This is a genomic window from Nonlabens dokdonensis (assembly GCF_002162835.1).
GTDB lineage: Bacteria > Bacteroidota > Bacteroidia > Flavobacteriales > Flavobacteriaceae > Nonlabens > Nonlabens dokdonensis_B.
The window spans coordinates 1-23,407 of record NZ_MAAX01000197.1 but is presented as its reverse complement, the minus strand read 5'-3'; the positions used below and the strand labels follow the sequence as shown (position 1 = coordinate 23,407).

The 23,407-nt window shown below is 34.6% G+C and carries 20 protein-coding genes and 2 pseudogenes; 14 read left to right on the top strand and 8 right to left on the bottom strand.

Features of this window, described 5'->3' with window-relative positions; genetic code table 11:
• From secA to A9Q93_RS13330, 3 genes and pseudogenes are all read right to left on the bottom strand, one after another.
• Window positions 1-1,783: pseudogene (gene secA / locus A9Q93_RS13340) on the bottom strand (preprotein translocase subunit SecA); the annotation flags it as partial.
• Window positions 1,784-1,900: 117 nt separating this feature from the next.
• Window positions 1,901-2,122: a DUF2795 domain-containing protein gene (locus tag A9Q93_RS13335; RefSeq protein ID WP_015360681.1), complete on the bottom strand. Its 222-nt coding sequence runs from the start codon at window positions 2,120-2,122 to the stop codon at window positions 1,901-1,903.
• Window positions 2,123-2,344: 222 nt separating this feature from the next.
• On the bottom strand, window positions 2,345-2,917 hold the full coding sequence (locus tag A9Q93_RS13330) for a cob(I)yrinic acid a,c-diamide adenosyltransferase (RefSeq protein WP_303687896.1): 573 nt from the start codon (window positions 2,915-2,917) through the stop codon (window positions 2,345-2,347).
• Window positions 2,918-3,176: 259 nt separating this feature from the next.
• Here A9Q93_RS13330 and A9Q93_RS13325 point away from each other — a divergent pair, with 259 nt between their 5' ends.
• From A9Q93_RS13325 to A9Q93_RS13295, 7 genes are all read left to right on the top strand, one after another.
• Complete coding sequence (locus tag A9Q93_RS13325; protein ID WP_303687895.1) at window positions 3,177-4,109, top strand: peptidylprolyl isomerase; 933 nt, start codon at window positions 3,177-3,179, stop codon at window positions 4,107-4,109.
• Between the two features lie 352 nt (window positions 4,110-4,461).
• The gene (locus A9Q93_RS13320) at window positions 4,462-5,553 is read left to right on the top strand and encodes a BT_3928 family protein (protein ID WP_303687894.1); all 1,092 of its coding nucleotides are present in this window, start codon (window positions 4,462-4,464) and stop codon (window positions 5,551-5,553) included.
• Window positions 5,550-6,623 carry an ABC transporter permease gene (locus A9Q93_RS13315; protein WP_303687893.1) on the top strand — a complete coding sequence of 358 codons (1,074 nt, stop codon included), beginning with the start codon at window positions 5,550-5,552 and terminating at the stop codon, window positions 6,621-6,623. Before A9Q93_RS13320 ends, A9Q93_RS13315 begins: the two co-directional genes overlap by 4 nt.
• 245 nt (window positions 6,624-6,868) lie before the next feature.
• On the top strand, window positions 6,869-7,621 hold the full coding sequence (gene tpiA / locus A9Q93_RS13310) for a triose-phosphate isomerase (protein ID WP_303687892.1): 753 nt from the start codon (window positions 6,869-6,871) through the stop codon (window positions 7,619-7,621).
• Window positions 7,611-8,195, top strand: coding sequence for a DUF1287 domain-containing protein (locus A9Q93_RS13305; RefSeq protein WP_303687891.1), 585 nt, complete (start codon window positions 7,611-7,613; stop codon window positions 8,193-8,195). Before tpiA ends, A9Q93_RS13305 begins: the two co-directional genes overlap by 11 nt.
• Window positions 8,185-9,036 carry a 50S ribosomal protein L11 methyltransferase gene (prmA, locus tag A9Q93_RS13300; protein ID WP_303687890.1) on the top strand — a complete coding sequence of 284 codons (852 nt, stop codon included), beginning with the start codon at window positions 8,185-8,187 and terminating at the stop codon, window positions 9,034-9,036. Before A9Q93_RS13305 ends, prmA begins: the two co-directional genes overlap by 11 nt.
• A 58-nt stretch (window positions 9,037-9,094) precedes the next feature.
• Window positions 9,095-9,370 (top strand): ATP-dependent Clp protease adaptor ClpS, encoded by a 276-nt coding sequence (locus A9Q93_RS13295; protein WP_303687897.1) that lies wholly within the window; start codon window positions 9,095-9,097, stop codon window positions 9,368-9,370.
• Between the two features lie 90 nt (window positions 9,371-9,460).
• Here A9Q93_RS13295 and A9Q93_RS13290 read toward each other — a convergent pair whose 3' ends face one another.
• A complete protein-coding gene (locus A9Q93_RS13290) occupies window positions 9,461-10,138 on the bottom strand; it encodes a M24 family metallopeptidase (protein ID WP_303687889.1) in 678 nt (225 codons plus the stop codon).
• Between the two features lie 204 nt (window positions 10,139-10,342).
• Between A9Q93_RS13290 and A9Q93_RS13285 the strand changes: the two genes are divergently transcribed.
• The 5 genes from A9Q93_RS13285 to A9Q93_RS13265 all read left to right on the top strand — a co-directional run bounded on the left by A9Q93_RS13285 (window position 10,343) and on the right by A9Q93_RS13265 (window position 19,282).
• Complete coding sequence (locus tag A9Q93_RS13285) at window positions 10,343-13,954, top strand: T9SS type A sorting domain-containing protein (protein ID WP_303687888.1); 3,612 nt, start codon at window positions 10,343-10,345, stop codon at window positions 13,952-13,954.
• Window positions 13,955-14,121: 167 nt separating this feature from the next.
• On the top strand, window positions 14,122-14,808 hold the full coding sequence (locus A9Q93_RS13280; RefSeq protein WP_303687887.1) for a TetR/AcrR family transcriptional regulator: 687 nt from the start codon (window positions 14,122-14,124) through the stop codon (window positions 14,806-14,808).
• The gene (locus A9Q93_RS13275; protein WP_303687886.1) at window positions 14,795-16,468 is read left to right on the top strand and encodes a peptidase domain-containing ABC transporter; all 1,674 of its coding nucleotides are present in this window, start codon (window positions 14,795-14,797) and stop codon (window positions 16,466-16,468) included. The genes A9Q93_RS13280 and A9Q93_RS13275 overlap by 14 nt, the downstream gene beginning before the upstream one ends.
• Before the next feature lie 2 nt (window positions 16,469-16,470).
• The gene (locus tag A9Q93_RS13270; protein ID WP_303687885.1) at window positions 16,471-17,829 is read left to right on the top strand and encodes an HlyD family secretion protein; all 1,359 of its coding nucleotides are present in this window, start codon (window positions 16,471-16,473) and stop codon (window positions 17,827-17,829) included.
• Window positions 17,816-19,282 (top strand): TolC family protein, encoded by a 1,467-nt coding sequence (locus A9Q93_RS13265; protein ID WP_303687884.1) that lies wholly within the window; start codon window positions 17,816-17,818, stop codon window positions 19,280-19,282. The genes A9Q93_RS13270 and A9Q93_RS13265 overlap by 14 nt, the downstream gene beginning before the upstream one ends.
• Before the next feature lie 38 nt (window positions 19,283-19,320).
• Here A9Q93_RS13265 and A9Q93_RS13260 read toward each other — a convergent pair whose 3' ends face one another.
• From A9Q93_RS13260 to rluF, 3 genes are all read right to left on the bottom strand, one after another.
• Window positions 19,321-19,797: a DUF1572 domain-containing protein gene (locus tag A9Q93_RS13260; RefSeq protein ID WP_303687883.1), complete on the bottom strand. Its 477-nt coding sequence runs from the start codon at window positions 19,795-19,797 to the stop codon at window positions 19,321-19,323.
• A 65-nt stretch (window positions 19,798-19,862) separates the two neighbouring features.
• Complete coding sequence (locus tag A9Q93_RS13255) at window positions 19,863-21,242, bottom strand: serine hydrolase (RefSeq protein WP_303687882.1); 1,380 nt, start codon at window positions 21,240-21,242, stop codon at window positions 19,863-19,865.
• Window positions 21,243-21,317: 75 nt separating this feature from the next.
• Window positions 21,318-22,049 (bottom strand): 23S rRNA pseudouridine(2604) synthase RluF, encoded by a 732-nt coding sequence (gene rluF, locus A9Q93_RS13250; protein ID WP_303687881.1) that lies wholly within the window; start codon window positions 22,047-22,049, stop codon window positions 21,318-21,320.
• Window positions 22,050-22,190: 141 nt separating this feature from the next.
• On the opposite strand from rluF, the gene A9Q93_RS13245 reads away from it, so the two are divergent.
• Together A9Q93_RS13245 and A9Q93_RS13240 are read left to right on the top strand one after the other, a co-directional pair.
• Window positions 22,191-22,634, top strand: coding sequence for a hypothetical protein (locus A9Q93_RS13245; RefSeq protein ID WP_303687880.1), 444 nt, complete (start codon window positions 22,191-22,193; stop codon window positions 22,632-22,634).
• Window positions 22,635-22,766: 132 nt separating this feature from the next.
• On the top strand, window positions 22,767-23,123 hold the full coding sequence (locus A9Q93_RS13240) for a hypothetical protein (RefSeq protein ID WP_303687879.1): 357 nt from the start codon (window positions 22,767-22,769) through the stop codon (window positions 23,121-23,123).
• Between the two features lie 27 nt (window positions 23,124-23,150).
• On the opposite strand, the pseudogene A9Q93_RS13235 reads toward A9Q93_RS13240, so the two are convergent.
• Window positions 23,151-23,407: pseudogene (locus tag A9Q93_RS13235) on the bottom strand (hypothetical protein); the annotation flags it as partial.

Genomic DNA, 23,407 nt, shown 5'->3' with positions numbered 1-23,407 from the left:
CTTCAGTTACTGCAGTACCAGTCATACCAGCTAACTTCTTATACATACGGAAGTAATTCTGTAATGTAATGGTAGCAAAGGTTTGAGTGGCATCTTGAATCGTTAGATTCTCTTTTGCCTCGATCGCCTGGTGTAATCCATCGCTGTAACGACGTCCATCCATCGCACGACCAGTTTGCTCGTCTACGATTTTAACGATCATTTCTGTTTCTACTCTAAAGCCACCAGCACCATTAGGAACTTTCTTTTCTTGAGCGTCAACTATGTACTCTGTATCTTTTTCAAATAGGGTATAAGCTTTCAATAACTGGTTCAAAGTGTGAATACGTTCTGATTTTACAGAGAATTCACGGAAAAGCTCTTCTTTTTTCTCAGCTTCTTCTTCTTTAGAAAGTCCAGCGCTCTCGATACGGCTTATTTCCATACCTACTTCTGGCATCACGAAGAAATCTGGCTGGTCTTCTCCAGAAAGGAATTCTATTCCTTTGTCTGTAAGTTCTACCTGATTGTTTTTTTCATCAATAACAAAGTAAAGAGCCTCATCTACTTTAGGCATTTCACGATTGTTATCTTGCATGTAGAAGTTCTCTGTCTTTTGAAGTAAAGTTTTGATTCCTTCTTCACTCAAGAACTTAATTAATGCTTTGTTTTTAGGAAGACCACGATAAACACGTAGTAATTGTTTACCACCTTCTTTTAGATCACCATCTGCAATGAGTTTCTTTGCTTGCGCAAGAGTCTTGATCAGTTCTTTTCTTTGAACTTCTACAATATTTGCGACTGGTTGTTTTAATACATCAAATTCCTGACGATCTCCTTGTGGAACTGGTCCAGAAATAATCAAAGGTGTACGTGCATCATCAATAAGAACCGAATCTGTTTCATCAATAATAGCATAATTATGCTTACGTTGAACTAGATCTTTAGGAGCGTGAGCCATGTTATCACGTAGGTAATCAAAACCAAACTCATTGTTAGTTCCATAAGTGATATCAGCTAAATAGGCTTGTCTTCTTTCTTCAGAATTAGGTTTGTGGTAATCGATACAGTCTATAGTAAGACCATGAAATTCAAATAAAGGTCCTATCCATGCACCATCACGTTTTGCTAGGTAATCGTTTACTGTTACTACGTGAACACCATTACCGGTCAATGCATTTAAGTAAACAGGTAAGGTGGCAACAAGTGTTTTTCCTTCTCCAGTTTGCATTTCGGCAATTTTACCGCTGTGTAATGTTGCACCACCTATTAATTGCACATCGTAATGAATCATGTCCCATACGATAGGCTTTCCGGCAGCATCCCAAGAGTTTTTCCATACTGCGTGATCTCCATCTAAAGTTACGTAATCAACTGCTGCAGAAAGTTCTCTGTCTCTAGGAGTCGCTGCTACTTGTAACTCTGCATTGTGATAGAAACGTTTTGCTGTTTCTTTCATTACAGCAAATGCTTCTGGCATGATTTCATTCAGTGCATCTTCACCTTGTTGATAAGCAACATCTTCTAATTGATCTATTTCATTATAGATTTCTTCTCGTTTATCGATGTCTTGTTCTTCCTCAGCACTTTTTTTCAGAGCAGCGATTTTGGACATGGTATCCGCTTTCGCGGAAGCGATAATATCTTTAAACTCTACTGTTTTATGACGTAATTCATCTAGAGAAAGCTTTTCTAACTCGGGCTCAAACTTGAGTATTTTGTCAACAATAGGTTGAATTTCTTTGATATCTTTCTTAGACTTATCGCCTACGAATATTTTTAAAACGGAATCTAATAGTCCCATGGATTTTTATTTATTTGATTTATAGCAATTTATAATATTGTAATCGCTGTTGCTAATATCTAAAATTAAAGCAAAAAAAAAGTCTCTATACGAGACTTTTTATATGATATTACATCATTAATATTCATCCTCATTCCAGAGGTAATCGTCGTCTGTAGGATAATCGGGCCATATTTCTTGAATGGACTCATATAAGTCACCTTCATCTTCAATAGCTTGTAAATTTTCCACTACCTCTAACGGTGCTCCTGTACGAATTGCATAATCAATCAATTCATCTTTCTCAGCAGGCCAAGGTGCATCACTTAAATAGGATGCGAGTTCTAGTGTCCAATACATAGTTTATACTCGTTAAGTTTTTTGCAAAAATAAACTTATCGTCGAATTTTGCAAGTTAATTTTACTTTGATTTCAAGATTTGCAAGAGCGTATAAGCTTTTGAAAATCAAAATGTTTGCTGAAAATGCTCATCAGTTGCCCCACTTTTTAATTCTTTTAATATAGATATCGCTGCAAATGTGCTGGTTAAGCTTTTAAAAACAACTTCTATTTAAAATGAAATCAATGTTTTTTTGGGATCCATTTTATCTCTTCGGCTTGTAAATCTTTAGACAATTTACGTGCCAATACAAATAGGTAGTCAGAAAGTCGGTTTAGGTACTTCAAAACTTGTGGATCGATAGGTGTATGCTCGTTAAGTTCTGATGCAAGGCGCTCTGCACGGCGACAAACAGTTCTAGTAATGTGACAATATGACACAGAAGGATGTCCTCCAGGAAGAATAAAGTGAGTCATTTCTGGAAGTTCTTCGTTCATAGTGTCCATTTCTTTCTCTAGCATCGTGATCTCTTCATCACTTATTTTAGAAATATTTAAACGCTCTTTTCCATTTTTTAAGGTTTCTTTTTCTGGAGGTGTTGCTAGAATAGCGCCTATAGTAAATAAATGGTGCTGGATAGCATTAATAATTGCGCTCGTATGCTTTGAAATCTCTTGGTCTCTGATTAAACCCATCCATGAATTTAATTCATCAACAGTTCCATAACTATCGATTCTTAGATTATGTTTAGGAACGCGAGTACCACCAAATAGTGCCGTAGTTCCTTTATCTCCAGTTTTTGTATATATTTTCATTAAATAGATGCTATATAGTAGGTAATATTGTGAATGTGAGGTTACTAAATAAAGTTGTTCTAAAAGTTAAACCACTTTAAATGAATAGCTTAGCGAAAATACAAAACAATAGAGGAAGTTTTTCCAAAATTATCATAATACCAACGGTAGGTACAAGCATATAGTTACAGACATAGATTCCAATCGTTAAAATAATACATAGCTTATGGACTACTCTTAATGAATGAATTATATTTGCATCTTTAAAAAAATAAGAAAAATGCAAGAAGGAATTTACGCAAAATTTGATACTTCAAAAGGAGAAATCTTAGTTAAATTACACCACGATAAAACACCTGGTACTGTAGGTAACTTTGTTGCCCTTGCCGAAGGTAACTTAGAAAATACTGCTAAAGATCAAGGTACTCCTTACTATGATGGTTTAAAGTTTCATAGAGTAATACCAGATTTTATGATTCAAGGTGGAGATCCACAAGGAACAGGTTCTGGTGGACCAGGTTATAAATTTGATGATGAATTTCACCCAGAATTACGTCACGACGGACCTGGAGTATTGAGTATGGCAAATGCTGGACCTGGTACAAATGGTTCTCAGTTCTTTATTACGCACATAGAAACAGCATGGTTAGACGATAAGCATACCGTTTTTGGAAAAGTAATAGAAGGTCAAGATGTAGTTGATGCAATTGCTCAAGGTGACGAGATCAAAACGGTAACTATAGTAAGAGAAGGAGATGCTGCACAGTCTTTTAATGCTGTAGAAGAATTTCGCCAGTTTGAAGGTGCTGCAAAAGCAAGAGAAGAACAAGCAAGAAAGCAAGCCGATCAAGAGATCGATGAGATTGCCATGGGCTTTGATAAAACAGAGAGCGGATTGCGTTATAAAATCATCAATAAAGGTGATGGCGCAAAAGCAGAAAAAGGAAAAACAGTAAGCGTACATTATAAAGGTATGTTGCCTAACGGCAAAGTATTTGATTCTAGTTATGAGCGCAAGCAGCCTATTGATTTTGCTTTAGGAATGGGCCAAGTAATCGCTGGCTGGGATGAAGGAATTCAATTGTTACAAGTAGGTGATAAAGCTAGATTAGTTATACCATCACACATCGCTTATGGTAGCGCTGGTGCTGGTGGCGTGATTCCACCTAATGCAACATTAGTATTTGATGTAGAACTGGTTGCTGTGAAGTAATTGGTACTGATTTATATTTAAAAAGCTCTGTTCTTATTTTAAGAATGGAGCTTTTTGGGTTTTGGAGATTAGGTATTAGGGATGTGGGATGAGGTTGTAGGTTAACTTTGATCCCTAAGTTCCTTTATAATCTATTTGTAATCTCGATAATAAAAAACACCTTTCCACCTTTCCGACCAAAACTCGTTATCACTCGCTTTGTCCACCTTTCCTATTCTTAGGAAAGGAGTTTTATTATTTTGATAAAATCTTGCAGACATTTTGATCTGGTTTAATTCCCCTCAAAACTCAAAGGCTCATGAACTCACAAACTCAAGCCTAATTCCTATATTTGACCTTTAAAGAAAAAAGTATGAAAGCATTAGTTACATTTTGCCGCTGGTTTGTCGGTATATTGTTCATATTTAGTGGTTTAATAAAGCTAAACGATCCTCTTGGATTTTCTTATAAACTCGATGAATATTTTAGTGCAGATGTTTTAAATCTCGAGTTTCTTCAGACTTTAGCACTTCCTATGGCAATTTTCTTGGTCATTTTTGAGGTGATTTTAGGAATCATGTTACTACTAGGCTTTCAGAAGAAATTTACAATCTGGTCGTTGTTGCTCATGATAGGTTTCTTTACCTTTTTGACATTTTATTCTGCCTATTTTGATAAAGTTACAGATTGCGGTTGTTTCGGAGATGCGATTCCGCTAGTACCGTGGGAATCTTTTGCAAAGGATGTGATTCTTTTAGTCATGATATTGATTTTGTTTTTCAATATGGATAAATGGAAGACCGCTTTCGCGAAAGCTACATCCTCCATAATCATACTCGTTGCTACCATCATCTGTTTTATTATCGCTTATTACGTGCTGATGCATTTGCCTATTCTTGATTTCAGAGCTTACAAAGTAGGAACAGATATAGAAGTTGCTATGCAAGAAGATCCTAACCAAAAAGAAGTGTATGGTTATGACTGGTACTACACAGTAGACGGTGAAGAAGAAATCATCACGACTGATGGACTACCGCCAGAAGGAAGACCAAACTATGACAAAGTAGAAACGCGAGTAATTCAAGAAGCAGCTCTTCCTAAAATTCATGATTTTGCAATTGAGCGTGATGGCGAAGATTTTACTCAAGAATTTTTAGACAAGGAAAAAGTTGCTTTTGTAATGATTTATGACATGACCAAAGCTGAAGAAGGCGGAATGTCTAAGTTAGCTACCTTTATTTCTAGAGCTCAAAAATCTGGGTATGAGGTAATAGGTTTGAGTGCCAATAGCGAGGAGCAGCTAGCGCCTTTATTGAAAATGCATGATGTGTCTATTCCTTTTTACACGACTGATGGGACACAAATAAAAACAGCAGTACGTTCTACACCATCCGTAATGACGATTAAAAAAGGTGTTATTACTGGTAAATCGCATTGGAACGATTTTGAGGATCTATCTCTATGATAAGCTATATGCTTAAAAAATTAGGATATGCGTTGCTTACACTTTATGGTGTGGTAACGGTTATATTCTTGCTATTTTATTTATTGCCAGGTGATCCAGCTCAAATGATGCTGGGACAAAATGAATCTGAAGAACAACTTGCTAATGTAAGAGCAAAGTACGGTCTCGATAAATCTATAGAAACTCAATATTTATATTTTCTAAATGACTTGTCGCCGGTCTCTTTTCACAGTTTGCAACCAGAAGATTTTACTTATGATAATGGTAAATATACTGGAGTGGAGCTTTTTGAAATAGGGGAAACTTCTACTTATTTAAAATGGCCTTATCTAAGAGAATCATTTCAAAAAACAGATAAAAAAGTAAGTAACATAATAGGAGAGACCTTGCCTAACACAATGATCTTAGCAGTAGCAGCTATAAGCATTGCATTAGTTTTAGGTTTGATTTTGGGTGTTGTTTCTGCTTTGTATAAAAATAGTTGGGTAGACCAGTTGATACAAGTGATCAGTACCATGGGAATGAGTATTCCTAGCTTTTTCAGTGCGATTATTTTTGCTTTTGTATTTGGGTATTTATGGCATGAATGGACAGGACTTAAAATGAGTGGAAGTCTTTATGAAATGGATGACTATGGTGAAGGAATGCAATTGCAATGGCGCAATTTGATTTTGCCAGCAGTGGTTCTAGGAATCAGACCTCTTGCAGTTATTTCACAACTTATGAGAAACAGTTTGCTGGAAGTAATGGGGCAAGAATATATTACTACGGCTTATGCTAAAGGATTGACGACTTTACAAGTAATAAAGAAGCATGCTTTTAAAAATGCGCTCAATCCGGTAATTACTGCAGTAAGCGGCTGGTTTGCAAGTTTGCTCGCTGGTGCTGTGTTTGTAGAATACATCTTTAACTGGAATGGTATAGGAAAGGAAATAGTGGAGGCTCTTAATACGCAAGATTTACCGGTTATTACTGGAGCAGTTTTAGTTATTGCAACGTTGTTTATTTTGATTAATATTTTAGTCGACTTTATTTATGTGTGGCTGGATCCTAGAGTGAGATTAGAGTAAGTTAGGTGTTAGGTGTACCTTATTTCAACCATTAAATTTGTATGAAGTAATTAGTTATTTAGAGTTTAAGAGCAGAACTGACATAAAGTTTTATCCTATTTCTTAATACAAATTATTTTCAAATCAACCCTTCGCAATCGATTTTCCTGAATTTAAGTTCAATACCTTAACCTACATTTGCATAACCAAATTAAAAGCAGCAATTTTGAAATTATTGCTTAAATAAGTATCAAAAGAGAAATACAATGAGAAAAAATATAGTAGCTGGAAACTGGAAAATGAATTGTGATCTATCACAAACGCAACGACTTATATCTGATTTAAAAACTGGATTAGTTAAAGAATTCAATTGTGAGTTAATGATCGCACCGTCACATCCGTTTTTATACAATGCTTTTAATAGCACTCTTGATACCGTTATTGAAGTAGTCTCACAAAATGTTTGTGAAGCAGAAAAAGGAGCGTATACAGGTGAGATATCTGTTGATATGTTACAAAGTATAGGTATACAAACAGTGATTATAGGTCACTCAGAACGTAGAGATACTTATGGCGAGACAGATGAATTGCTTGCTGCCAAAACTAAGGCAGCTATCGATAAAGGAATGAAAGTCATATTTTGTTGTGGAGAACATCTAGAAGAACGCAAAGCTGGTAATCACTTTGATACAGTAACTGCCCAAATAGAAAAAGGATTATTTGATCTTACAGCCAAAGAAATGGAAAATGTAATCGTAGCTTATGAGCCAGTATGGGCAATAGGAACAGGAGAAACGGCTAGTCCAGAACAAGCACAAGAAATGCATGCACATTTACGTTCTTTTATAGAATCTAAATTTGGAAAAGAAACAGCAAGCAATACTAGCATACTTTATGGAGGTAGTGTAAAACCTGCAAATGCTGCAGAGATTTTTGCAAAACCAGACGTAGAAGGTGGACTAGTAGGTGGCGCATCGCTAGACGCTCAATCTTTCCTTGATATAGCAAATGCATTTTAAGAAAATAATTTTATCTCTCTTTTTACTAGCTAGCTTATCTGTCGCAGGACAGACAGACTATGGCAATAAAGTAGCAACTGCCGCAGAAGAGCTTACAAAAGATAAAGTAGTTTACAACGGTACTTATTTCAAAATACCATATCCTAACGGAGACGTCCCTAAACCTTATGGTGTCTGTACCGATGTGGTGATAAGAACCTATAGAAAACTGGATATTGACCTTCAAAAAGATGTTCATGAAGATATGAAAGCCCATTTTTCTGAATATCCTAACAATTGGGGTTTAAAAAAGACAGATACTAATATTGATCACAGACGTGTTCCTAATTTGCGCTGTTTCTTCAGCAGGAAAGGTGTGAGTTTAATAGTGTCTCAAAATGCTGTAGACTACCTACCAGGTGACATTGTGAGCTGGCAGTTAGACAATGGGCTAACTCATATAGGGATGGTTTCAAAAACTAAAACACAAGATAAAAAACGCTATTTAATGGTGCATAATATAGGTGCAGGACAAGTCTTTGAAGACTGCTTATTTAGCTTTAAAATTACAGGACATTATCGTTATGGAAAATAATACGACTAACCTTTTATATGTGGAGTACGATTTTAAAGTATCACCACAACAGCCTTGGAATGATGTGCTTATGGCGCAACTTGGTAAGGTAGGCTTTGAAAGTTTCATAGAAACAGATCATGGTGTAAAAGCCTATATTTTACAATCTCAAGACAGCGATAAGGTATTAGAAGGTGTTAGTATTATAAAAAATGATCTTTGTGATATCGCTTTCGCGAAAGCGGATGTACCACCAACTAACTGGAACGCAGAATGGGAGAAGAACTTTGATCCCATAGTAGTTAATAACCGCTGTGAAGTACGTGCACCATTTCATCAGGCTAGTGGAGTAGAGTATGATATCGTTATTGAACCTAAAATGAGTTTTGGGACAGGACATCATCAAACTACTCATATGATGATTGAGCATTTACTCAATGAAGATTTGAACGATCTAGATGTTCTTGATATGGGAAGTGGTACAGGTGTTCTAGCGATTCTTGCACAAATGCGAGGTGCAAAAAACGTAGACGCCATTGATATAGATACCTGGTGCTATGAAAATGCTCTAGAAAATGTAGAACGCAACAATGCCGATAAAGTAAATGTAATTCTAGGTGGAGCAGAACAGTTAGATGGGAGATCGTATGATTTTATTATCGCAAACATTAATAGAAATATACTGCTTCAAGATATTCCTGTTTATTCCAATAGCTTGAAAAGTGGCGGCGTTATATTATTTAGCGGCTTTTATAAAGAAGATCTGGAACACATTAAAAACAAATGTAATGAAACAGGTATTCATTACGACTCAAACCTAACTAGGGATAACTGGATCGCTGCTAAAATGATAAAAAATTAACTTTAACGTTATAGTAGTTCCGTATTTTTATTAATTGTATTAAATTTAAGCCATGAAGTTGAGCACACAAGAACAAGTACTTCCAGAATTGGAGTTGGAAGTCTTGGAGCAAAAGGAAAATAAAATTGTCCTTTACAATGATGAGGTAAATACTTTTGATCACGTTATCGACATGTTAGTTGCTGCGTGTGACCACACACCTATACAAGCAGAGCAATGTTCTCTTATTGTACATTACAAAGGTAAATGTAATGTAAAATCAGGTGATTATAATGATTTAGAACCGCGTTGTACCGCTTTGTTAGAAGCAGGTTTAACAGCAGAGATTCAATAAAAAGTTTGCTTTCCCCTTTTTATTCAGCACTGGATAAAAACATAAATGCCTGATAAAATCAGGCATTTTGTGCATAACAGATTAGAGTTTTTAATTTCCAGCTAATTGCTCAAAAAAAGCACCGATCTTCTTCTCTTTATCTACAAGATGTATTTCTAAAATCCAATGACGCTTATTGCCGGAAGAATCTTTTTCATTCATAGGAATGTGATTTTCTGGATGAATGTAATTCGTCTTTAGCTCGCCATCTAACTTTTCATGAGGAAAATGTCCAATTAAGTGTCCAGCGATAGGTCCACCAAATTGCCAATTATACTTTTGGGCAAGTTTTACGCAGTATGCATACAAATTTGCTCCAGTTATGGATGGGTTGCTTTTAAAATATTGATTTGCATCATGCCATAATTTTTCAGAATCTGCAGCGATTTGATTTTTACGTGGGTCATTACCTATTACAAAGGTTCTGCCATAATCTGCTTCCCATTCTTCTAGAATAGGGCCAAAATCTATAAAAAGGATGTCATCATTCTTAAGTAGTAAGTCTTGTGGATTTTCGTCATAAGGGAGCAAAGTGTTTTCTCCAGCTCTTACAATGCGTTTGTGCCAGTATTTTTTAATACCTAGCAGCTTATCTGCAAGTAAAAATACTTCTGTATTAATTTGTTTCTCAGTTTTACCTGCAGTTATGATATTTCTTTTCTGAATCTCTTCAAACAGGTGAGCTGCTTTTTCTTCAGCATTTTGTAATTCTCGAAGACTATCTTTCATTAGGTAAAAGTAATAAAGAGCAATCGTCTTAAATATGTTTTGTTATAATATTAAGCATTTGATTTTAACAAAAGAAACAAATGTTATTTGAGCTACCGTAAGCTATTTAGCAATTTGTGTTTTAACGTTTAAATATTGCAAATCAACGAAATAGATGGAATTTAAGGCTGATTTAGTTAACTTCACACAAAAATACAGGCCATCATGAAACATCTTTTACTTTTAACAGCTCTACTTTTAGTTACGATAACTACTGCACAAGTTACAGCAGGTCCAGTACCAGATTACATTATTTGTGATGATCCTTCAAATGATGGTATAGAAGTTTTTGATTTAACTAATTTAAACGCTGCTGCGTTAGGTAATCAAGACCCTACTGCATTTACAGTTACGTATTATGCTTCACAATTTGACGCGGTAAATAATGTAAATCCACTGGTCGCTTCTAATTATACAAATACTACAAATCCACAATTGATATTTATACGAGTAATTGATAATGCCACAGGTAACTTTAATATTACCAGCAGTAATCTAATTGTTGAAGCGTTACCCATTGTTAATAATCCACAAACATATACGTATTGTGGTACAATAACCGCAACTGGTGAAATTCAGGTTGATCTTTTTGATATAGAACCTTTTCTATCTAATGGTCAAAATAATTTACTTTTTACTTATTTTCTAAGTCAGCAAGATGCTTCCACAAATTCAAATCCACTTTCCACGACTTTTATATTTCAGGCAAATTCTCCCATAGATTTGTTTATAAGAGTGCAAACTTCTACAAGTTGCTTTGAAGTTATTAATGTAGTGGTTTTATTAACTAATTGTAATCAAAACTTGAGATTGATAGATTTAGAATCATGTACAGATCTAATTAATAACTCTGCTTGTTTTGATTTGAATATTAATACGATTCCAGCATTAGGAAATAACTCTCCTAACACTCATGCAGTAAGTTATTATTTATCTCAAATAGATGCAGATAATAATACGAATAGTATTCCATCTACCTATTGTAGCTCTTCTAGTCAGCAAATTTTTGTGAGAGTAGAAGAGATAGCCACTGGAAATGCTGATACTTCTCAATCATTTCAGTTAACGGTTAATCAAAGTCCGGACCTATATAATTTTACACCTATACGTGGTTGTGATGATGATGGTGATGGTTTTATAGAATGGGAGTCTAGTAGTGTTTTAAATGAGATATCAAATGTTCCTAATAATGTAAGTAATTTTTCTACAGAATATTACCTTACTCAATTAGATGCTGATAATCAAGTCAATCCAATAGGATTTGTAGCTAATTTTGTAACTTCTAGTAACACGCCTACAGTATATGTAAGAACCACATTTTTTCCTACTAGTTGTAGTAGTGTATCGCCATTGCAACTTGTTGAAGAAGCAAATTGCATTGTAATAGGTAATCCTATACCATTAGAAGAATGTTTAGAAACGCCTAATACAGTAGCTTGTTTTGATCTTACGGTTAATAATAGCTTGTTGTTATCTTCTAATAATCCTACTGATTTTACGGTTACCTATTATCCCACTTTTGCAAATGCTAATGCAGGATCTAACGTTATTGCAAATGCTGTATCCTATTGTATTCCATCCAGTACGATAGTGTATGCTAGGTTAGAAGAGAATGCTACTGGTGCTTACCAAGTTAGAGAATTTGATTTATTAGTAAGAGAAAACCTCTTTGATTTTAACAGTTTGAATGATCTTACCGCTTGTGATGATGATTTAGACGGTACCGTTATTTTTGATTTAAACAATTTGGGTAACCAGCTATCTACCTCAAATAATCTTACATATTTTAATTCCTTAGGTGACGCGCAGAATAATCTCAACCAGATTACAAATCTTAATGCTTATGATGTATCCACTATATCTGGTGGAGAAAGTATATTTATACTGGAAACAGTTCTTAATGATTGTGACGTAATCTACTCGGCCGACTTGTTTCCTCAAGGCAATTGTAATAATGCTTATAACTGTGCTGATGCTCAATCACTTTGCGAAAGAATAGGCCAGCCATTCATAAATGTGTTTGACGGTTCTAATGCACAATCTGGTAATTACTATCCATTCTCTTCTAGTACAGGACCTCGTAATCCTACATGGTTTTATATTCCTATCGAGACATCAGGAGATCTTACCTTAGAAGTGTATCAAAATACTGCACCAGATTTTATGGGGCAAAACTTGGATATAGATTTTGCTGTTTATGGACCTTTTACAAATCCTACTTCTCAATGTGGTATGTTATCTCAAGCAGATTATGTAGATCATAGTTTTTCTACAGTTATGCCAGAGATTGCTCAAATAAACAATGCTCAAGCTGGAGAATTTTATTTAATCCTTACTTCTAATTTCTCTAACCAACCAGGATTCTTGAAAGTAGAAATAGGTGCGGCTAGTACCGCAACAGTTAATTGTGATGGCATAAGAATGCAGTCATTTTTAGATACAAATCTTAATGGAGTAGTAGACGCCACTGACCCTTCGTTTCCTTTAGGAGTTTTTCAATGGGAGAGAAATAATAATGGTAACCTAATGCAAGTAGCTACACCATTAGGCAGTTATAATATTTATGATGTAGATCCTACTAACACTTACAACCTTGCATATAATGTTTTACCTGCTTACACTAGCAATTATACTGTATCTCCTGCAACTTATACAGGTGTTACTGTACCTAACAATAGTGGTATTGTAAATCGAGATTTCCTAGTAACACCTACAACTGCTTATGAAGATGTGGTAACCTATATAATTCCGCAAGAACAACCTAGACCAGGATTTACGTACACAGAAACTGTTTATTATACAAATCTAGGAACCTCTATCGTTCCTGTGGGACAAGTGATATTTGATTATGATCCTACAGTTAGTATTGTTAGTGTATCAGATCCTAATGCTGTCGTATCTCCTACAGACATAACTCTAGCTTATACAAATCTGGCACCTTTTGCAATAGGCTCATTTGAGGTTGAGATGCAAGTGCCAGTGATACCTATTGTTAGTTTAGGAGATGTTTTAATTAATGTAGCCACTATTTCACCAGCGACAAATGATTTGACTCCATCAAATAATACGAGTACTTCATCTCAAATTATAATAGGTAGCTATGACCCTAATGATAAGATGGAGTCTAGAGGAGCATTTATAAATCCATCAACCTTTACAGCTGATGATTATTTTTATTACACTATAAGATTTGAAAACACTGGTACGGCAAGTGCGATCAATGTACGTATAGAAGATACACTAGATCCACAATTAGATTGGAACACTATTGAAATGATAAATAGCAGTCACAATTATGTCATGGAGCGCATGGAAAATAGTGTAGTATGGCGATTTGATAATATCATGCTGCCTGATTCAACCAGAGATCCAGTAAGAGCAAACGGCCATGTTTATTTTAAGATAAAACCTAGATCAGGCTGGTCAGAAGGAACGATTGTACCTAATACTGCAGAGATTTATTTTGATTTCAATCCAGCTATAATAACTAACACCTTTACAAGTACCTTTCGCACTCCTTTAAGTAGTCCTGATGTGGAGCAAAGCTTATTTAGTATGTCACCTAATCCGGCTAGCGACCACTTTACAATTAATTATAATGATGTTTTAATCGACGGTATTCTTACGTTGTATGATGTACGTGGACGTGTTACGCTTTCGCGAAAGCTGACACAAAATAATCTGCAAATTGATGTGTCAGGATTAGATCAAGGAATATACCTAGCAAAATTAAAAATAGGTGATCGATCATTTACGTCAAAATTAATAAAGAAGTAAACCGCTATATACTTTAAACGACCTCAGTGAAAGCTGAGGTTTTTTTATGTCCTTTGATTGATTTACAGGAGATTAAGGATAACAAAAGTAAAATTCTTGTTAATTAATCATAACAATACTATTATTTGATAGTATTACTATTAAATTTGGCTAGAATACGTAGTTATATGGAAACGCTTCTTAAAAATTTGAAAGTTGAGATCAATGATAAAATCTATGTTAAGGATCCTGAAAGTTCAGATCTAGGTAAAAGGATTGTTAAACATAGTATAGAAATGATCTATGAGTTAGGATTTGAGCAATTTACTTTTAAAAAATTAGGTGCTGCTATTAAGTCTAATGAGAGTTCTATTTATAGATATTTTGAAAATAAGCACAAGCTTTTATTATATCTTACTTCATGGTACTGGAGCTGGTTAGAGTACCAGCTTGTATTGCAAACAATGATTATAACTTCACCACAAGATAAGTTAATTAAAGGAGTAGAAATACTTACACAAGAGGTGACTCAAGATTCTAGTTTTAGTCATATTAATGAGGTATTGCTCAATAAAATAGTCATTGCAGAATATTCTAAATCTTATCTTACTAAAGAGGTAGATAAAGAGAATAAAGATGGTTATTTTGCTATCTACAAAAGACTTGTGATGAGACTTAAAGATTTAATAGTTGCCGTTAATGGAAGTTATAAATTTCCATCCTCTTTGAGCAGTATGATAATCGATGGAGCTTTACATCAACATTTTTTAAAAGAGCACTTTTCAGGTATTACAGATTGTAATAAAAAAATAACACCTACGTCCTATTTTTTAGATCTTGTAGAACAACTTATAATCAATAATGGAAAAAAATAAAAATATATTAACATCATGGCAGCGATTGTTACGCATGCTACAGGTAGATAAAAAGGATGTTAAGCAAATCTTTTACTACGCCATTTTTGCTGGTATCGTAGGACTATCTTTACCATTAGGTATTCAAGCTATTATTAATTTAATTCAAGGTGCTCAAATTAGTACTTCATGGATACTATTAGTCGTGTTAGTTACACTAGGAGTAGGTTTTGGTGGAGTGTTGCAAATCATGCAAATACGCATAACTGAGAACATTCAACAAAAGATTTTTACAAGAGCGTCTTTTGATTTTGCCTATCGTTTTCCTAAAATCAAAATGAGCGCACTGCAAGGATTCTATCCACCAGAACTGGCAAATCGCTTTTTTGATACACTTACTATTCAAAAAAGCTTGTCTAAGCTCTTAGTAGATTACCCTACGGCGTTGTTGCAAATTGTTTTTGGATTGTTGTTGTTATCCTTTTATCATCCATTTTTCATTATTTATGGGGTCTTATTAGTTGTTTTAGCCTATTTCTTATTCAAATATACCGCAGAGAAAGGTTTAGAAACCAGCCTTCAAGAATCAAAAAGTAAGTATAAAGTTGCGCACTGGTTGCAAGAGATAGCAAGATCTTTAATAAGCTTTAAGTTATCTGGTGCAACTAGTCATGCAGTAGATAAAAATGATGAGCTTGTTTCAGGTTATTTGAATTATCGAGAAAAGCACTTTAAAATACTTATAATCCAGGCCATTCAAATGATAGGTTTTAAAGTACTTATTACTGCTGGATTACTTATAATAGGTGGTTTATTAGTACTAAGTCAAGAAATGAACATTGGACAATTTGTTGCGGCAGAGTTGATCATTTTAATTATCATAGGAGCGGTAGAAAAAATCATATCTGGCCTAGAGTCATTCTATGATATGCTTACCTCTTTAGAAAAAATTGCTCAAGTAGTAGATCGAGAATTAGAACCACAATCTGGAGAAAAACCATTTGGCATTGAACAAAATTTTACCGTTGAGTTAGATAATGTAACTTATGCTGTACCGGATAGGACACAACCTATTCTAGACGAGGTGTCTCTTAAAATATCTGAAACATGCACTATTTTAATTAATGGTGCAAATGGTAGTGGTAAAGCGACATTATTAAGGCTTATTGCTGGAATTATTGAACCATCTAATGGTAGTATTTATATCAATAACTCAGATTTGCGAGGACTGGATTTAAATTATTATAGATCTAATCTAGGTCAGTCTTTAACTGAAGAAACTCCATTTGAAGGAACACTGAGAGATAATATCACATTTGGTGATGACTCCTTAGAAGATAGTCGCATTTATTGGGCGCTTGAGAAAGTAGGACTAAACCCATTCCTAAAAAAGTTGCCTCATGGGCTGGAGACGATTGTATTTCCAGAAGGAAAACAACTGAGTTATACAGTATCAAAAAAGATTATTCTCGCTCGTAGTATAGTAAGAAATCCTAAGATTTTAATTTTAAAAGATCCATTAGATCAATTTGATCAGGACGAGGCAAAAAGAATCATGGACTTCCTTACAGATCCTTCAAATGGATGGTCTCTCGTTGTGGTAAGTCAGAATATGGAATGGAGAAAACGTTGCGGTAGACTAGTAACTCTTCATAACGGTAAATTAATATTAGATCAATAGTTATGCTTAATATATCTAACAATCCTATAGTAGATTCCTTAAGTTTAAATAACTTTAAGGCAGGTAGACGTGTGCTCAAAAGAAGGCATTATAAGCTTTTCAATCGTTTTTTAGGAGGATTTGCAATTTTTGCATTTATTCTTCTCTTCTTCCCTTGGACTCAAAATATAAACGGTAAAGGCTTTGTAACAACGCTCACTCCAGCACAACGTCCACTTACTTTGCAGTCTCCCATAGCTGGTCAGATAGAAGAGTGGTATGTGAGAGAAGGTGATCGTGTAATGAAAGGCGATACCATTCTTAGAATCAGCGAGGTAAAAAGTGAGTACTTTGATCCTAATATTGTTGCTCGTACCGGTCAACAAATAGATGCAAAATCAGCAAGTGTTGAATCTTATCGAGAAAAGATTAGAGCTTTAGATGGACAGATAGGAGCGCTCAATCGTGAGAGAGAACTTAAATTAGACCAAGCAAGAAACAAATACAAGCAGGCCGAAATGAAGATCATTCAGGACAGTACGGCCTTAGTTGCTGCTATTAACGATCAGTTAATAGCTCAAAAACAGTATGAGCGTACTGTGAGCCTTGAGAAAGATGGAATTAAATCTCCTGTTGAGGTAGAAAACAAGAATCTCAAAGCACAATCTACACTTGCGAAAAGAGCAGAAAAAGAACAAAAATTATTACAGAGTAAAAATGAATTAATCAATGCAGAAATCGAACTAAACCGAATCATTCAAGAGTATGCTGAGAAAATTCAAAAAGCACGTAGTGATCAATTTACAGCTCAATCCAGCCAGTTAGGTGTAGAGGCAGAAGTTAGCAAGCTAGAAACCGATAGAACCAATTATCAAATACGCAACGACCTTTATTTTGTAACAGCACCTCAAGACGGCTACCTTAATAAAGCTATAAAAGCTGGTAAAGGGGAAACCTTTAAAGATGGAGAACCTCTCATCAACATTATGCCACTTAACTATGACCTCGCTGTGGAAACTTTTGTAGATCCTATAGACTTACCATTAATGCACGTCGGTGAGAAAGTACGCGTACAGTTTGATGGATGGCCAGCAATAATTTTTTCTGGATGGCCTAATGCTTCTTATGGTACCTATGGCGCAGAGGTAATTGCTGTAGAAACTTTTATTACAGAAGAAAAAGGAAAATACCGCATTCTTCTTGCTCCAGATGAAGAAGATAATAAATGGCCAGAAGCTTTGCGTCCAGGCTCTGGCGCTTACACTATCGCACTATTAGAAGATGTGCCTATTTGGTATGAAATATGGCGTAAATTAAATGGTTTTCCACCTAATTATTACACTCCAGAAACATCAAAAAATAAAAAGAATGATAAGAAATAATAAAATTTCTTACTTGATTATATTCTTAGTTCTATTATCAGGATTAAAGTTGGTAGCTAGTCCGCTTTCGCGAAAGCAAACACCACAACTAAGCTCTCAAAATACCTTGCAAGATTCTACCGTTATTATGAGTCTTAAAGAATATTTGGGCTATGTAAAAAAGCATCATCCTGTAGTAAAGCAAGCTGGACTTATAATCGATCAAGGGCAAGCGCAATTGCTTAAAGCTCGAGGTGGATTTGATCCTAAAATAGAAGTAGACTATGATCGCAAGGACTTCAAAGGGACAGAATATTATGATGAATTAAAAGGAGCATTTAAAATTCCTACATGGTACGGAGTTGAGTTTAAGGCTGGTGCAGAGCGCAATGAAGGAGCATTTTTAGACCCTTCATTAACAGTGCCAGAAGATGGTTTATACAGTGCTGGTGTTACAGTTCAATTAGGTCAAGGATTGTGGATAAATGACCGCATGGCTACTTTGAGAAAAGCAAAACTATTTAGACAGCAAACTCAGTCAGAAAGAGATTTACTGGTAAATGCTGTCTTGTTTGATGCAACTGAAGTTTACTTTGAATGGTGGCAGGCTGCAAGAGAGCGAGAATTATTTCAAGAAATTCTAGAAAACTCTCAGATCAGACTCAACGCGATCAAACGTAGTGTAGAAGTCGGTGATAAAGCGGTGATCGATTCTGTTGAGGCACGTATTGCTGTTAAGAAGCGTTTGCTAGGATTTGAACAAGCTAAAATTGATTTTATCAAAAAGAGACTGGAGCTTTCTAATTATTTATGGATTGATGGAGTTCCAGTAGAACTTCAAGATAACGTAGTTCCAGAAGCAGACCTTATTTCTCAGGTAGATGCTGCACTAGAAATTATGGGGCAATCGCTCGATTTATTTACCATTGAAAATCATCCTAAGATTTTGGCATTACGACTCAAAATGGATCAGTTAGAAGTGGAAAGGCAGTTAAAAGCAAATAAATTATTACCTAAATTAGAAGCAAATTATAATTTTATATCGCCTGACTGGAACAATACAAGTTCTTATAACTCTAATGATTATAAAGCTGGTATAAAATTTTCTACTCCATTGTTCCTAAGAAAAGAAAGAGGTGATGTTAAACTAGCCGAAATCAAGTTACAAGACGCAGAATTTGATGTGATGGCAACGTCTCTTGCTATTGAGAATAAGGTGAAAGCAATTTTCAGTGAGATAGAATCATACTCCATACAAAATGATATTACTCAAGAAATTGTAGAAGATTCTCAAAGAATGCTAAATGCAGAAATTAGAAAGTTTAACTTAGGTGATAGTTCACTCTTTTTAATTAATTCTAGAGAAAATAAATTGATTGAATCCAGTCTTAAAAGGCTTGAAGTAGGAGTGAAGTTATTAAGCTCTAAAGCACGATTATTTAACAGTCTTGCACTAGTGCCTCAAAACTTATAGTTTTATATTATAAGAGTTGCAGTTAACTTTAGTTCTTTTTAATTTGTACTAGAACTAGTATGGATCTTAGATAAAAGAATCATTTGCCCGAGATGGTAATAACAATGTTCTACCATCATATTGATATTATGTTCTAACGAGCCATATTTCTCATTTATAAATGGAAGTGATAGTTTAAATTCATTTGTTCCTTTAATAAGTTGAGACAAAGTCGTGGCATCTTTAAAAAACTCAGATTTTACATGATTCCATTCTATTTCTTGTTGAAGAGGTGCGAAATCAAAACTATATGCATCTCTAATTTTCAAATGACCGGTTTGCAACGCATAAGCAACTCCATTTATGTAATAATGAACGTGTCTTGTTAAGTGCGCAATACTGTTAACGTGAAGAGCTTGAGAAGTTGCTGTTTCATAATCAATCTCTTGAAGAAATGCATGATAATTTGTGCCGGCTATGTGCTTTCCATTAAAAATTACATCATCAAAACGTTGAGCAAGGATTTGAGATTTCATGAAATTGTGAATGGACTTTAACAAATTTTAATTTTAGGCACGTATCAACGTTTTATACGGTCATATCAGGACTTTGTAAATAAAGTAATATTACTTCCTTGTTTGATTTTAAAAGAATTTTTATCATCACTAAAGATGATGGTAATTCCTGCGGGATCAAATTTGAACTTATGATCTTCATAACTATCTAAAGGAAAAGCGCCTTGTCCCGTTGCTTGTCCTGTTAGTTGATTACCATCTATAGCGATTGTAATATCCATAGCAATAGCAGCATTTTTATAAACGCCCGTATAAGATTTCAGTTCGTCTAAAGTATATTCCTTCTTAACGAATTTGATTATTTCAATAGGTTCATTGTATAAAATTTTACGACTGTTGAGCACTGGATTACCAGTAGTCATTAAAGAGGTGTTTTGCAAAAAGATGAAGGTCTTATTTTTATCTACGTGCCTTTCAATATAAGTCAAGTAACCTGCCCATGCACCTGAATGTCCTATGGTTTTACCATATTTTTCATGATCTCTCAATTGCCACCCATATCCATAATTGGTTAATTTACCATTGCTCAGAACGTGCGGTGTAAAGATTTTGTCTTTATTTCTAGGAGAGACTAATTTGTCAGTGTACAAGGCACGATCCCATTTGTATAAATCGTCTACCGTAGAGTTTACCATTCCATCGCCTACTATTCCATCTAGAAAATAGGCAACTTGATCTGTACCATAACTATCTATTATAACTGGATCACCTTCAGTGCCATTTACGTGACCTTTGGTCATATTAGTAATTTTTTTTGGAGCATACCTAGGTCTATGAACTACAGTCGCATTCATTTCTAAGGGTTGAAAAATATGCTTTGATAGAAAATCCTCGTAGCTCATTCCTGAAGCTTTTTCAATAATACTTGCGAGTAGGAGATAGCCCGTATTAGAATACTCATACTTGGAGTCAGGTTCAAACAGTAAATCCGGCTTTTTAAGTGCCATCATTTCTATAACATCATTGTTAGTCGCAATTTTACTATGATCCCAATTTTCACTCATAAGCTCCATGTAGTCTGGTAGTCCTGAGGTATGAGTTAACAAGTTCTCTATAGTAATGGTAGGATAAAACTTTAAAGATGGAAGATACTTTGAAATGGGATCTTGTATTTCTAACTTTCTTTGTTCATTTAAGATAACAATTCCCATTGCAGTGAATTGTTTTGAAACAGAAGCTAGATCAAAAATTGATTCAGTAGAGAGCGGTTCATTAGTTTCAAAGTTGGCATATCCGTATGCTTTTTTAAAAATGATATTACCATCTTCTGCAAAAAGTACCACACCGTTAAATTCATTGTTTTGATTCATCGCTGTGAATAAGCTATCAATTCTTTGCTCTTTATTCATTTGAGAATACGAATAAACAGAAAGCAATAGAAAAGTAAATAGAAGTACCTTTTTCATGAATTTTAATTTTATAAGATGTAATAAAGATATAAAGGTTGCTATTACTTCTATACTATTTTACTTGAAATTTATCTAATTTAGCGTTTTAGAGCTCTGACTAGTAAGTCTATCAAGTTCTTGAAGTTCTTCCTTTGTTAAATCTCGATAAGTACCATGAGGAATGTCTAATGTTACATTCATGATGCGCACTCGTTTCAGTTTTGTCACACGATAATCTAAATATTCACACATACGACGTATTTGCCTGTTTAATCCTTGTGTAAGTACTATTCTAAATGTTTTGCGACCTATTTGCTCTACTTCACATTCTTTAGTAACTGTATCTAGTATAGGAATACCTGAAGACATTCTTTGTATAAAACGGTCATCAATGCTGCGATCTACGGTGACTATATATTCCTTACCATGATTATTACGAGAACGTAATATTTTATTTACTATATCTCCATCGTTTGTTAAGAAGATAAGTCCTTCACTCATTTTATCAAGTCTACCGATAGGGAAAATACGAGTAGGATAATTGATGAAGTCTATGATATTATCTTTTTCTACGCGAGTGTCTGTCGTACATACAATGCCTACAGGTTTATTAAAAGCGAGATAGACCGGTTTTTCTTTCTTTTTTGAAATGGCCTCACCATCTACTGCAACCTGATCATCTGGCATCACTTTAGTACCCATTTCAGGTACTTTTCCATTAATAGTTACTCGTTCTTGCTCTATAAGTTTATCTGCAGCACGTCTTGAACAAAAACCTTGCTCGCTTAGATATTTATTGATACGTATTCCTGTATTTTCTGACATGTTGCAAAGGTAGGATTTTGACAGATAATTGCACCGATAAGATTTGATACGTAGAAACCGCTTTTATTCACATTGATTAGTAAATGATAAATTATGTAACAACGATTGAAATTATGATACCTATACATAAACACTTTCATCATGGAAAACTCAGACCAGCAACAACACTACCAGCAGCAATACCAAAGTTATATGCCTACTGATAATATAGACACCTTTGCAACCTTGCATCTAGTAAAGGGAATTCTAACTATTCTATTATCGTTACTGTTTTTACTATACATCTTTTTAGGTTCTGCATTAATGTTTGCACCTATGGATCATGAAACAGATATGCCTTTTAATCCTGGCACTTTTATAGTAATAATAGGTGGTATAGGCTTTATAATCACCATAGCCTTAGGTGTTTTAACTATTCTCGCTAGTAAATATTTGAGAGAGCGTCGTAATTACAATTTTGTTTTTACCATTGCAGTCATCAATTGTATTACTGGTGTTTTAGGAATTCTTTTAGGCATATTTACCTTATTAGATTTAAATAAGCCTCATGTAAAAGCACAATTTGATAATAGTAGTTCTACTTAAAAATGATATCTTAGAACAGGGATCTTAATTCCGCTTTCGCGAAAGCGGAACATTTACCATAAAATCTATATCATATAAAAGCGTCAATTCAATTAGGATAGAAGTACCTTTGCCTTTTCAAAAAATAAATGAATGGAAATAGAACAATTTTTTACTCAACTGGTCTTTAAGGATCTTAATTTTACTCAAAAAGAAGATCAAGTTTATTTATTTCCTGCAGCAGACTTTAAAGAGGTCATAGAAAGGTGCGCACAAAACGGTATAGGGATTTATAAAATTCTAGTCTGGAAAAATGATGAGGTAGTACATATTTTATCTCATGAAAAGTTTTTGAAAAAAGCAACAGATTTACGCTGGGCAAAAACGGCCTATTTTCAGCATGCAAGAGAAGACTCCTCTTACTTATTTAGTGCTAACTTTAAAGTCTCAGAGAAACTGTTAGAAAGAGCCTCACTATTTGTTCCCAAAGTAAAAGACGAGGAAGAATAGGATTGCTACTCTTCTCCATTAATTGAACTATTGCTTAGAAATATCTCTTATTATTTTAATGTGATGATGGGTATGAATTCCCATGAACTTTATAGTGTCCTTTAAATTTAACCAGCCAAAAAGTGGGTGTTTAAAGGTTTTATCTTTTTTTATTGATTTTAAACCATTAATACTTGCTTTTACTTTTTCTAGTTTGAGCAATAGTTGCTCTTTTGTAACATCTCCATCTGGCACTACTTGTTTAGGAGCACGACCTTTGCCGCGTGGCATGTAGCCAGTGTTCA